The 12,563-nt window shown below is 51.2% G+C and carries 14 protein-coding genes; 9 read left to right on the plus strand and 5 right to left on the minus strand.

Annotated features, from left to right (window positions below):
• Nucleotides 1-367: 367 nt before the first annotated feature.
• Complete coding sequence (locus KNP87_RS07140; protein ID WP_214721236.1) at nt 368-1,336, minus strand: DUF4003 family protein; 969 nt, start codon at nt 1,334-1,336, stop codon at nt 368-370.
• 54 nt (nt 1,337-1,390) lie between these two features.
• Nucleotides 1,391-1,912 (minus strand): DUF1836 domain-containing protein, encoded by a 522-nt coding sequence (locus KNP87_RS07145; RefSeq protein ID WP_214721237.1) that lies wholly within the window; start codon nt 1,910-1,912, stop codon nt 1,391-1,393.
• 115 nt (nt 1,913-2,027) lie between these two features.
• Between KNP87_RS07145 and trhA the strand changes: the two genes are divergently transcribed.
• The 4 genes from trhA (at nt 2,028) to KNP87_RS07165 (ending at nt 5,563) form a co-directional block, all read left to right on the plus strand.
• The gene (trhA, locus tag KNP87_RS07150; RefSeq protein WP_214721238.1) at nt 2,028-2,675 is read left to right on the plus strand and encodes a PAQR family membrane homeostasis protein TrhA; all 648 of its coding nucleotides are present in this window, start codon (nt 2,028-2,030) and stop codon (nt 2,673-2,675) included.
• A gap of 127 nt (nt 2,676-2,802) precedes the next feature.
• Nucleotides 2,803-4,530 carry a M3 family oligoendopeptidase gene (locus KNP87_RS07155; RefSeq protein ID WP_214721239.1) on the plus strand — a complete coding sequence of 576 codons (1,728 nt, stop codon included), beginning with the start codon at nt 2,803-2,805 and terminating at the stop codon, nt 4,528-4,530.
• Nucleotides 4,531-4,576: 46 nt separating this feature from the next.
• Nucleotides 4,577-5,275 carry a ribose-5-phosphate isomerase RpiA gene (gene rpiA / locus KNP87_RS07160; protein ID WP_012370066.1) on the plus strand — a complete coding sequence of 233 codons (699 nt, stop codon included), beginning with the start codon at nt 4,577-4,579 and terminating at the stop codon, nt 5,273-5,275.
• A 30-nt stretch (nt 5,276-5,305) separates the two neighbouring features.
• Nucleotides 5,306-5,563, plus strand: a complete 258-nt coding sequence (locus KNP87_RS07165; RefSeq protein ID WP_214721240.1) for a hypothetical protein — start codon at nt 5,306-5,308, stop codon at nt 5,561-5,563.
• A 41-nt stretch (nt 5,564-5,604) separates the two neighbouring features.
• Here the strand turns inward: KNP87_RS07165 and KNP87_RS07170 are convergent, their stop codons facing one another.
• Genes KNP87_RS07170 through KNP87_RS07180 form a run of 3 tightly spaced genes read right to left on the minus strand, consistent with a single transcriptional unit; the run spans nt 5,605 to nt 7,375 of the window.
• Complete coding sequence (locus tag KNP87_RS07170) at nt 5,605-6,009, minus strand: DUF350 domain-containing protein (RefSeq protein ID WP_012370068.1); 405 nt, start codon at nt 6,007-6,009, stop codon at nt 5,605-5,607.
• A gap of 12 nt (nt 6,010-6,021) precedes the next feature.
• Nucleotides 6,022-6,198, minus strand: a complete 177-nt coding sequence (locus tag KNP87_RS07175; protein ID WP_167331061.1) for a hypothetical protein — start codon at nt 6,196-6,198, stop codon at nt 6,022-6,024.
• A 55-nt stretch (nt 6,199-6,253) separates the two neighbouring features.
• Entirely contained in the window at nt 6,254-7,375 is a 1,122-nt protein-coding gene (locus KNP87_RS07180) for a GGDEF domain-containing protein (protein ID WP_214721241.1), read from the minus strand.
• A 254-nt stretch (nt 7,376-7,629) separates the two neighbouring features.
• Between KNP87_RS07180 and KNP87_RS07185 the strand changes: the two genes are divergently transcribed.
• From KNP87_RS07185 to KNP87_RS07205, 5 genes are read left to right on the plus strand one after another with little or no spacing between them, the layout of a single operon-like run.
• Entirely contained in the window at nt 7,630-9,069 is a 1,440-nt protein-coding gene (locus KNP87_RS07185; protein ID WP_214721242.1) for a GntP family permease, read from the plus strand.
• A gap of 31 nt (nt 9,070-9,100) precedes the next feature.
• On the plus strand, nt 9,101-9,802 hold the full coding sequence (locus tag KNP87_RS07190) for a CoA transferase subunit A (RefSeq protein WP_214721243.1): 702 nt from the start codon (nt 9,101-9,103) through the stop codon (nt 9,800-9,802).
• 12 nt (nt 9,803-9,814) lie between these two features.
• Nucleotides 9,815-10,477 carry a 3-oxoacid CoA-transferase subunit B gene (locus KNP87_RS07195; RefSeq protein ID WP_214721244.1) on the plus strand — a complete coding sequence of 221 codons (663 nt, stop codon included), beginning with the start codon at nt 9,815-9,817 and terminating at the stop codon, nt 10,475-10,477.
• Between the two features lie 5 nt (nt 10,478-10,482).
• Nucleotides 10,483-11,259, plus strand: coding sequence for a 3-hydroxybutyrate dehydrogenase (locus KNP87_RS07200; RefSeq protein ID WP_214721245.1), 777 nt, complete (start codon nt 10,483-10,485; stop codon nt 11,257-11,259).
• A 13-nt stretch (nt 11,260-11,272) separates the two neighbouring features.
• Entirely contained in the window at nt 11,273-12,463 is a 1,191-nt protein-coding gene (locus tag KNP87_RS07205) for an acetyl-CoA C-acetyltransferase (protein WP_214721246.1), read from the plus strand.
• The last annotated feature ends 100 nt before the right edge of the window (nt 12,464-12,563 follow it).

Genomic DNA, 12,563 nt, shown 5'->3' on the forward strand with positions numbered 1-12,563 from the left:
CCTGGTCCACTTTTCGAACGAGATGGTCCTGCGGGACCAATTGTTCCAATGTGATGGTGATGTTCTCAGAACGATGATGTTGGTCTCTTTTTCCCATCATAATGAGTCCTCCTCTTTCGAATGTCTAAGCTAGTTTTATACCCGGAAGTATGAAAGAAAAAGCGTTTGTTCTCTCGTAATCGCTTCCTAGGGAAAAACAAGCAGGAGCGACCCAGCAGCGAAGCGATGCGGCGCGATGCTTGTCCCAGGAAAACGATTCGAAGCGAACAAAAAGCGGTTCTTCTCAATCAAGAGAAAAACCACTACTTTGTCTTCAGTCTGACACCTCCTGCTTATGCAGGAAGGTGTTTTTTTACCTGACAATCGATTAATCACCCCCGCCGCCGTCACCCCCGTCAAATCCGCCGTCCGCCATACCACCGTCCGTCGCATGGGATGTATCGGTCAGATCGACCGGAAACAGATAAACCGGCAACAAGCTGGACGTATCGTCGAGTGTAGAAGGGGAGAACGGTGCAAACAGCTGGTGCAGCGTCGGATGATCGGCCAAGTACAGCCGGACAGCCGTCAGAAACACCAGATCCTTCCGGTACTTGAAGTGAGGCGTGTTCCGGAACTGGGCCGCCAACCCCTCTAACGCCGTTTGGTGCACCCTCGGGTCACCGAGTAAGGCGAGTAAACCGTGAAACGACAAGGGAATGCCGTGTTTCCGGTACAGGTTTCGCGACTGAACGACCTGTTCGATATACGTCGCCTGATCGTCCTCCGGTAACAACGCGAGCAGCAGGGCGGTGACGTACGTTTGCTGCGAACGGCCAAATCGTTTTTTCAGAATGTCATACGTCGCCTCGATCCGTGCATGAATCATCGACATCTCTCCGCGACGCAAGGCGTTCAGGAACAAAAACGACACGAGAAGCGGGGAGACGATGAAGCGATGAGATTTTTTGGCAAGCTGATACAGTTCGACTGTCCGTTGCAACTGTGGATCCGTCGCTTCCAATCGGCTGATCAACAAGGCGGTGGAATAGGCATTCAGCGGGTGGACGAGACGGTGTGTTGAAAAAAAACTGTGGATGGAGATCATTTGCGTAATCCGTTCGACGGGAGAAGCATCATAGGCATGAATCTTTGAAGCGAGCAACAGGGCCTGCGTCTGATGGGAACGAAGATGTTCCTCGAGATAGGCCGCCGTGTGTTCAAGATCAGAGAATGCCGGTGACTGTTTTCCAACAGTCGCATCAAACGCCAGTTCAATCAAAATGCCATCCTGATAGTTCACGAAATACTGTCCGGTTTCTTCCAGTTGCGCCAAAAAACGTTGCCCGATCTCCATCTGATCCACCTCGCTCTTCATTTTCCCTATTTTACCATGAGATGACTCAGAAAGTTAATCTTCTAATTGATCAATTAACCGTTCGGCTGCCCGGCGATACAAGTTACTCATATGGGCAAGTGATAAAATCAGCTGCAACTGCTCGAGATGATCCGATTCGTCCGGGAGTTGCTGTTGTGCTTCAAATCGGATCTGATTAGCAGCCGTCGTGTCGAGATAGGACTGATAAAACGCTTCAAGATCGATTGACTGACTGGTGACCCCCGTATTTAAATCCGTCAGAATCGTTTTGATGTCGTTGATTGAAAAGGTTCCTTTGAGCTGATAGATCAGACTGATCAAGATGAGATGGTCTTTCGTGTATTTCTTATTCGTCACCGGGAAAAACAGTTTCTTTTTGGCATAATTGTTGATCATCGTCTTCGTCAGAATCGTCTCGCCTTTTGCGCGGGTCGTCTCCTCGAATGTCCGTTCAAACAGTTGGATGACTTGATCCATGTAGAGATCGATGTTCGGAATATCCGTGAGTTCCAATTGTCGATCGAGTATTGGTTTCGGTTGATCTGCTTGTGTCATAAAAAAACCTCCAAAAAAAAATAGTCCGGAATGACTTCCTATTTCTCTAGTGTATGATAGAATGTTCATATAACGCCATGTAGTATTAAAAACTACATAACAACGGAGGGAAATTATGAGAACGTACATGAGAGAACCAATCAACGGCTTGACCCATCTCGGGGGAGCAGTCTTCGCCTTCATCGGATTGCTGGCACTGGTCATTAAAGCATCACTGGAACGAGGCGCCGGCTTGCCGATCGTTGCTACCATCATCTTTGGTGTCAGTATGATGGCACTCTATTCCGTCTCGGCAACCTATCATATGGTGCTGGCGAGTGACCGGGCGATTGCGACCTGGAGACGACTGGATCACTCGATGATCTATTTGTTGATCGCCGGATCCTACGCGCCGTTTTGTCTGATCAGTCTGAACGGACCGACGGGGTGGGTCATGTTCAGTATCGTCATGCTGATTGCCGTCTTCGGAATTACCTTTAAACTGGTCTGGTTCAACAGCCCGCGCTGGTTGTCGACGACACTTTACATCGGGATGGGCTGGATCATGGTCTTTGCGATCACACCGCTCGCAGCCGTCTTGTCACCGATGGGAATCGCGCTTCTGTTCCTCGGGGGTATTTTCTATACGATTGGTGGAGTCATCTACGGTTTGAAACCAAACGTTCTGTCGTTTAAGCATCTTGGTTTCCATGAGATTTTCCACGTGTTCGTGTTACTTGGAAGTCTTGCTCATTTCCTCTGCGTCTATTTCTTCGTCATTTAATGGTTCCGACATCCTTTCCATCAAGCGAAAGGATGTTTTTTTGTGGAAATAACTAGAAAAACAGGACTTGTCTTAAACGGAAACGAATGGAGGGAAGGACAGAAAAGGCTGAAAAGGAGGAATGGGTATGTCAATCATGACATCGCGTTGGCAGCTGGACGCCAGCTACACAACGGAAGAAATCAAACAAAAGTTAGAGTCGTTACAGCAGGAACTTGACCGGTTCCAAACCGTCGAAGCACCGATTCGGTCGCAACTAATGACACTTGAGCAGCTCATGTGTCAGGTCGAGGAGCTCAGTGATTTTGTCTATTGCCTGTACGCAGAGGACGTGTCGCGTCAAGAGGTGCTTGATCTGCTCGAGCAGACGGATACGTTGCAAGCAAGTCTTCAGACGGGCGAAACCCTCTTCGAGGAACGACTGCGGACATTGTCAAACGACGAGTGGACAGTGTTACAGCACAAAGAGGCGTCCTATTACCTGACGGAACGCCGTGCCATCATGGAACGGCGTCTGCCGGCAGAGCAGGAACAGTTGATTCAGGCATTGGCAATCGACGGATTTTCTGCCTGGGAACAGCTGTATGAACAACGTTTGACCGGATTACGACTACCCTTGAATGGAGCAACGGTGACGATCGGACAAGCCTGGCATCAGGCGGTCCACGGTACGACACGGATTGACCGTCAAACGGCAGCCGCCGCTATTGCGAAAACCTGCGCCGCTGCACAGGACGACTTTGCGATGATTCTGAACCGGATTGCCGGATTTCGATTACAGGTCTATGCAAAACGCGGCTGGGATGATCTCTTGACGGAACTCTGCGAACAAAATCGGATCAAACGACCGACGATTGAAGCGATGCTGACGGCGATTGATCAACATCGTCCGTTGTTCCAGTCGTATTACGAACGGAAATTGCGTCTCGCCCAAATCACGGAACCACAGTGGCATGATTTAGAGACGAATACCTTCAAGTCAGACCGTGTTGTCTCGTATGCAACAGCAAAAACAATCATCTTAAAACAATTTGAAGAACTGCATCCTCGGTTGGGCACCTTTACGAAACACGTATTCGAAGCAGGGTGGGTCGATGCCGAAAACCGGACCAATAAGGCGGAAGGGGGATTTTGTGCCTCCTTTCCGGTCCTTAAAGAGAGCCGCATCTTCATGACGTACCGCGAGGCATATCAGGATGTCGTCACGCTTGCCCATGAAATCGGGCATGCCTATCATAATTCACTGTTACATGACCTGCCGTTCCTCGAGCAAATCAAAGGGACGAGTATCGCCGAGACCGCATCGACGTTCATGGAAAATCTGGTGCTCGACGCCGTCATCGAACAATCGGCAGGTGAAGAAAAAGTGGCGATGCTTGAGACCAAAATCAACGAAGGTTTAAAATACGTCGGGATTGTGCCGAACATGTTCCGATTTGAGCAACGTTTTTATTCCGAGCGGAAGCAGGGACCGGTCTCGAGCGCACGGATCGCAGCCTTGATGCAGGAGGAGGAAGCCGGCTTTTACGGGAATCTGTTGGACGAGGCGGCTCCGTTTAAATGGATCTATGTTAGTCATTTTTATGATACGGGCAAGGCATTTTACAACATTCCCTATACGATCGGCTACTTGTTGAGCAATCAGTTGTACTCGACAGTCAAACAATCCAAAGCGGCGTTCAGTGATCAATTTGAACCGCTGTTACGGGCATCGGGCCGGGCTTCGATCGAAGAGCTGATGGAACAGTACCTGAACGGAGAACCGGATGCGGTCGCTTTTTGGCAAGACGCACTCGAACCGCTTCGTTCAGCAATCGAGCTCTATCTGCAGGAGACGGCAGGACTCGTCGATTGAAGTCCGCGTCAACCGGGAATAGATAACTAACGAAGGAGGGGTACTGATGTATGAGCAAGAGAAGAAGATGCTGGCGGAAGCGGCAATCAAGCAGGTCAAGAACGGGATGATCCTTGGTCTCGGGACCGGTTCGACGACCCGAAGTTTCATCGATGCCTTGGGTGAATGGGTCAAAGCGGGCGGCGAGGTGCAAGGGGTCGCAACATCCAACGAGACGGTTGAACAAGCGAAACGATTGAACATTCCCCTCCTGTCACTCGAAGAAGCAACCCATATCGATCTCGTCATCGACGGCATCGATCAGATCGATCCACGGTTCCGAGTGCTCAAGGGCGGGGGCGGCGCGTTATTCCGGGAAAAAGTCGTCGCGCTGATGAGCCGGGAAATCCTCTACTTAGCGGACGCCTCGAAATTCGTGCACCACTTGACCGGACCGTTACCGGTCGAAATCGATGCGTTTGCGAGACCGTATGTCGAGCGTTATCTGCGGGACAAGCAGCTGGACGTGACATTGCGGGAACACGACGGTCAACCGTTCGTGACAGATGGCGGACATTTGATTCTGGATGTGGATCTCGAGCGGGTTCAGGATGTCCGTCATTTTGCCCAGGAACTAAAAAGTTTGACGGGGGTGCTCGAAACCGGTTATTTCGAACGGCAACCGGATCACGTCCTGACCGTCGAACAGGGAAAAGTCCGACAGTTGGCCCACCCGAACCTCCGGGACGGGGGAGGACTTGTCTAAGCTGTGTCTTGATAGAAAGAAGGGGAACCGATGCGATTACGAAAACGGTATGTGTTCGGAGCAAGCGTTTTGGCGGGTACCGGTCTGCTTTTGCTGAAGAACAAGGACAAGAGGGAACCGGATGCGTTAAAAGAGTATTTAACGCATCTCGATCAGGATTTGAGTCCAGATGCCGATAAGGATCCGGATGAAGTCGGCTTGACGAAACTCGATTCGATTTACCGGGCGGAGTGGCAGGCAAACGGCTATCCCCGCTCCCAAAAAGAACTCGAAGACTTGGAAAAATGAAAAATGCCAGCACTCCGACGTCCGGGATGCTGGCATTTTTTTTAATATGTAAGGGAACCGGCGATGATCAATCCGATTGAAATCGAAAGGAACAGAAGCAGTAAACCGACGGCTTCGTTGTTGGCATCAATCTCTTTTGTCATGCTGAGACGCGGAATGATTAAATCAGCCAGGTAGAACAAAACGATTTGGAAAACGATCGCAAGTGCTCCCCACAAGACCATGTCGAGAATGCTGACCGAGTTCGTGATGCTTGAGTACAGCACGATCGCAAGACCAAGGATCCGTCCGCCGAATGCATAGACGGCCGCTTTTTTTCCTTGACGGATCAGTTCCATCTCTTTTGATTTGGTCGTCACTTCAAACAGGACGACCCCGATTGCAAGCAGGAGCGTCGCGACACCAATATACGCGAGCGTTGATAAAAATAGTTCACTGAAGCCCACACTGATTCCCCCTTAGGAATGATTTGATTTTTTTTGTTCTTTCCGTTGTTGCCACGAGACATAACCTTCAAGCATCGCACCGACTAAAATACCGGCCGAGACATACAGATAAAAATTATCCCCGATGAAGCCGAACAGGAGACCGAGCACAAGACCAATTAAAATATACGGTCCTTTTGCCAATTTCATAACACTCACCTACCTCACTATCAAACGTAGCCGATTTTACCGGATTCGTCCATCCCTAATCGGAGTGACGGGCCGATGCGACTTCTTCTTGAAGCGAAAACAGGGTGACGCGATTCCGACCGTTTTGTTTGGATTGGTAAAGAGCGGCGTCGGCATCGGTCACGATATGTTGAATCTGTCCGGTCGTTTCCGGAAAACTGGCGACGCCGAACGACGCCGTCAAGTGGAGCAGCATGCCCGAGGACAACACGAACGGAGCAGCAGCGATCCGTTCCCGCAACTGTTCTGCGAGTGCCAACACTTTGACGACCGTTAATCGTTCAACGAGAATCGAAAATTCTTCACCGCCGTTTCGGGAGACATAACCGGAATCCGTCACCCCGTCCTGCAGCCGTTTCGCAAACTGCCGTAAAACCTCGTCGCCCGCCTCATGACCATACGTATCGTTGATCTGTTTAAAATGATCAATGTCGACCGTAATCAAAGCGACTTCCCGTGAATGGAGGATCGTTTGCTGTTTTAAGTCTTCCAAGTGATCGGTAAAGGCACGGAAATTATGGAGTCCCGTTAAAAAATCACGTCGTGCCGTCTGTTGCAAGGTCTGCATCGCGTGTTTCGTCAGCCGAATATCCCGGATGATGACAAGGGCAAGCCAACTGCTGGCAAATGACGCCGGGAGAACGACACTTAAAATGTCGAGGATGAGCCCGGTATCGAACAAGACATACGTCAAGACGAGTCCATGCAGGACGGTCGCATACACCGTAACGACCGTAAACGTTTTTCGGGAGTAGAGCGGCAACCACCTGACGATCAGCGACGTCCCGCCGGCAATCAGTAAAATGAACAGACAGGCTGCAAAAGCCGCCGCATTCGTGTTAACACTGAACCGGTAGACGATAATGACGATTGTCACGATACAGGTCGGCAGCGGACCGGCGAAATAAGCGGCGACGATGACCGGAATATGCCGTAAATCGACGAGGACACCCGGAACCGGTTCGATCGTCAACTGCATCAAGAGAAGCGACAGGATACTTAAACTGAGTCCGTATAAAATCCGGACCGACCGTTTGGAGTCGACGGTAATCGGGTGTGGCGATAGTTTTCCGAGCAGATAAAACCCGCTCATCAATAAAGTCAGGTTATGGAGCACGTCGTACAAGATCGATTTCACACCGATTCACCTTACTTTCATCAACAATTCCTTCTATACGTTAGAATACGCTAACGTATGCAAAAAGTCCTGTTCATTCAAAAGATTTCTCCGAGAAGCATCAAAAAGTAAAAATGTGTCTATAATGTGAAGTTATAGAGACTATAAGCTGTACTTATAGGTTGATGAATTTTAATTGACCGTTCTCCGATTCAATTGTTAAATGGGGAAGAAGCAATTGAAAGCGCTTACTAAAAATTAAAAGGAGATCCACCATGGAACTGATCATCATTCTTCTTGCCTTATCTTTACTCATGTTCGTGGCGTACCGAGGGTTTTCAGTCATCTTGTTTGCCCCGATCTGTGCGCTGTTCGCGGTTCTGTTAACGAATCCGGACTGGGTCCTGCCGTTCTTCTCGAATATCTTCATGGAGAAGATGGTCGGCTTCATCAAAGCTTACTTCCCGGTCTTCTTACTCGGAGCCATCTTCGGGAAAGTCGTTGAGATGTCGGGGATTGCCGAATCGATCGCGAAGACGATCATTCGGATCATCGGCGCCAAGCGGGCGATTCTGGCCATCGTCCTGCTCGGAGCGATCTTGACGTACAGCGGTGTCAGCCTGTTCGTCGTCGTCTTCGCTGTCTATCCGTTTGCAGCAAACTTGTTCCGCGAAGCGAACATCCCGAAACGATTGATTCCGGGAACGATCGCGCTCGGAGCGTTTACGTTCACGATGGATGCCTTGCCGGGGACACCACAAATTCAAAACGTCATTCCGACGACGTTCTTCAAAACAGACATCTATGCCGCTCCAATCATGGGGACGGTCGGCGGACTGATCATCCTGACCGTCGGGATGATGTATCTCGAATCGCGTAAACGTAAAGCCCATCAGGAAGGGGAAGGCTACGCCGGATTTGAAGCGACGGCAGCCAGCACCGCCCCGCAGATGGAGTTAAAAAACGAGCCGGAATTGACACTTGAGACGGCACAACAGCCGGTTTACCGTCAAGTGTTGGCCTTTGTACCGTTGATTTTAGTCGCCGTCATGAACAAGTACTTTACGCTCGCGATTCCAAACTGGTATCCGGAAGGCTTTGACTTTGCGGCGATTGGTCTGGAAGCCTTCGGCAAAATCGAGACGCCGGCCGTACTCGCGATCTGGTCGGTCCAGATGGCCTTGATCATCGGTATCATCTCGGCGATGTTATATGATTTCAAAAAAGTCCGGACGAATTTCCAAGCCGGTCTGAACGTCAGTATCGGCGGTGCCTTACTTGCCGTCATGAATACGGGAGCCGAGTACGGATTTGGTGGCGTCATCGCCGCCTTACCGGGCTTCAAAACCGTCTCAAGCGGGATCTCGTCGACGTTCACCGATCCACTTGTCAACGGCGCGGTTACGACGACGGCACTTGCCGGTGTGACCGGTTCAGCATCCGGCGGCATGGGCATCGCGCTCAGTGCAATGTCAGATAAGTATACGCAAGCGATCACATCAGGCGGTGTCCCGCCGGAAGTCATGCACCGGGTCATCTCGATGGCGTCCGGCGGAATGGATACGCTCCCGCACAACGGGGCCGTTATCACCTTGCTTGCCGTCACCGGGTTGACGCACCGTCAGTCGTATCGTGACATCTTTATGATCACGATTTTAAAGACAGTAACGGTCTTCTTGATGATTGGTCTATATAACCTGACGGGTCTTTATTAAACATCTGTACGTATAAAGGGGGAAATGAACGATGCAACAGCGGAAAATCTACGATTCATTTACGGAAGCGACAGCAGATATTTTTGACGGGGCGACGCTCGTCGTCGGCGGGTTCGGTCTGTGCGGAATTCCGGAAAAATCAATTGCCGCCTTACAGGAACAAGGCGTCAAGGAGTTGACGGTCGTCAGCAACAACTGTGGTGTCGACGATTTCGGACTCGGCATCTTATTACAATCACGCCAGATCAAGAAGATGGTCTCGTCGTACGTCGGGGAAAACAAGACATTTGAGCAACAGTATTTAAGTGGCGAGATTGAAGTCGATCTCGTACCGCAGGGGACACTGGCGGAGCGGATTCGAGCCGGCGGCGCGGGCATTCCCGGCTTTTATACGCCGACCGGTGTCGGAACACCGATTGCGGAAGGCAAGGAACAAAAACAATTCGACGGGAAAACGTATTTGCTTGAAGAAGGGATTGTCGGTGATTTTGCACTCGTCAAAGCCTGGAAAGCGGATAAACTCGGCAATCTTGTCTTCCGTAAAACGTCACGCAACTTCAATCCACTGGTCGCGACGGCCGGGAAAGTGACAATCGTCGAGGTCGAAGAACTGGTTGAAGTCGGTGAACTGGATCCAAACGAGATTCATACACCAGCGGTTTACGTCCAGCGCATCATCGTCGGGACGGACTATGAGAAACGCATCGAACGCCGGACAGTCCGGGAAGCATAAGGGGGAGATACTATGGCAACGTCTAGAGAAATCATCATCAATCGTGCACTGCAGGAAATCGAGGACGGGATGTACGTCAATCTCGGCATTGGTATTCCGACACTGATCGCCAATGCGATTCCAAATGATCGGCACGTCATGCTGCAATCGGAAAACGGCTTGCTCGGCATCGGACCGTATCCGCTCGAACACGAAGTCGATGCCGACGAAATCAATGCCGGCAAAGAGACCGTCACGGCACAAAAAGGCGCGTCCTATTTCGACAGTGCCGAATCGTTTGCGATGATCCGCGGTGGTCATATCGACCTCGCGATTTTAGGCGGGATGGAAGTCGCTGAAAACGGGGACCTCGCGAACTGGATGATTCCCGGCAAGATGGTCAAAGGAATGGGCGGAGCGATGGATCTCGTCAACGGAGCGAAACGGGTCGTCATCATCATGGAGCACGTCAATAAGTACGGCGAATCGAAAGTGAAGTCGAGCTGTACATTACCGTTGACGGGGAGTCAAGTCGTCCACCGGTTGATCACCGACAAAGCTGTTTTTGATTTCACGGATGCCGGAATGGTCTTGATCGAGACGCTCGCCGGACTGACGGTCGAAGACATCCGTGCCGTGACGGAAGCGAACTTCACGGTCAGCCCGGAACTTGAACGTATGCCAGTAGGGGAGTGAGTCAGATGGTCAACGGAGATATCGTCCTTGTGACGGGAGCAGGAAGCGGGATTGGTCTTGAAATCTCAAAGGCGTTCGCAGAAGCAGGAGCGAAGGTCGTCATTACGGACGTCAACACAGAAGCGGCACAAACAGCAGCCCAGACGTTGCAGGAAGCGGGACATGACGTGATTGGTCTGACGCTGAACGTGACGGATGAAACCCAAGTCCAGTCTGTGTTTGCCGAAACGATGAAAGAGTACGGTCGGATTGATGTATTGATCAACAACGCCGGTCTGCAACATGTCTCACCCATCGAAGATTTTCCGACGGAGAAGTTTGAGTTGATGATCAAAATCATGTTGACGGCACCCTTTATGGCCATCAAGCATGTTTTCCCGATCATGAAGGAACAAGGATACGGTCGGATCATCAACATGGCATCAATCAACGGGCTGATCGGCTTTGCCGGAAAAGCGGCCTACAATTCCGCGAAACACGGACTCCTCGGCTTAACGAAAGTGGCGGCACTCGAAGGGGCGGAACACGGGATCACGGTCAATGCCTTATGTCCGGGCTACGTCGACACGCCGCTCGTCCGCAATCAGATGGCGGATCTTGCGAAGACACGCCAGGTCGAACTGGAAAAGGTCCTCGAAGACGTGATCTATCCGCTCGTTCCGCAAAAGCGGTTGCTTGCGGTCGAGGAAATTGCTGACTATGCCTTATTCCTCGCCAGTCGAAAAGCGAAAGGCATCACGGGACAAGCCAATGTCTTAGACGGCGGATATACGATTCAATAAGGGGGAAGTCAGGATGAGTGAGCAAGTGGTCATCGTCAGTGCGACACGTACGGCAATCGGCAGTTTTAACGGCAGTTTAAAGGATGTTCCGGCAACAAAACTTGGCGCAACGGTCATCGAAGCGGCACTCGCACAGGCGAATGTCGCACCAGCGCTCGTCGAGGAAGTCATCATGGGCAACGTCCTGCAGGCGGGACTCGGACAAAATCCGGCACGGCAGGCGAGTCTCATCGCCGGTCTCCCGGAATCGGTCCCGGCGATGACGATCAATAAAGTCTGTGGTTCGGGGTTAAAGGCGATTCACCTCGCGTTTCAAGCAATCAAGTCAGGCGAGGCGGAGATCATCGTCGCCGGCGGGATGGAAAACATGAGTCAGGCACCGTATGTGTTAAGCGGAGCCCGGACCGGCTTACGGATGGGTGACCAGCCGCTTGTCGATACGATCATCAAGGACGGTCTGGAGTGTGCCTTTAACGACTACCACATGGGCATCACAGCGGAAAATTTAGCCGAGCAATATACGATTTCCCGGGAGGCGCAAGACCAGTTTGCAGCGACCAGTCAACAAAAAGCAAGCCAAGCCATTGAAGCGGATCGTTTCCAAGCGGAAATCACACCGGTTGAAATTCCACAGCGCAAAGGTGATCCGGTTGTCTTCGCCGAAGATGAGTTCCCGCGTGCCGGAACGACAGCGGAGTCACTCGCACGCTTGCGTCCGGCCTTTAAGAAAGGCGGTACGGTCACAGCCGGCAATGCATCCGGGATTAATGACGGAGCGGCAGCAGTCGTTGTCATGTCGGCCCGAAAGGCAAAAGAACTTGGGCTGACACCGCTCGTCGAGATCGTTGCCAACGGAACATCCGGCGTCGATCCGAGTATCATGGGGATCGGTCCCGTCAAAGCGGTCGGACAAGCGTTGCAAAAAGCCGGTCTGAGCCTGGACGCGATCGACGTCATCGAAGCAAACGAAGCATTTGCCGCCCAGTCGCTTGCAGTCGACGCAGAACTCCGATTTGATCCGGCGAAGTTGAACCGAAACGGCGGGGCGATTGCCCTCGGTCACCCGATCGGCGCCAGCGGAACACGGATCATGGTGACGTTGATACACGAGATGTTACGGACCGGCGAAAGCCATGGTCTTGCGACACTCTGCATCGGTGGCGGTCAAGGGATTGCGACGATCGTCAAGAAATACGAAGGATAAAAAACAATTACGTAATTCGGATTCAAAAATCCGGATTGCGTTTTTATATTGTAATTTAATTGAATGAACATTCGTTTATATGGAAATATGATACAATTTA

Source organism: Exiguobacterium sp. s192, from assembly GCF_018618795.1.
In the GTDB taxonomy this organism is placed as follows: Bacteria; Bacillota; Bacilli; order Exiguobacteriales; family Exiguobacteriaceae; genus Exiguobacterium_A; species Exiguobacterium_A undae.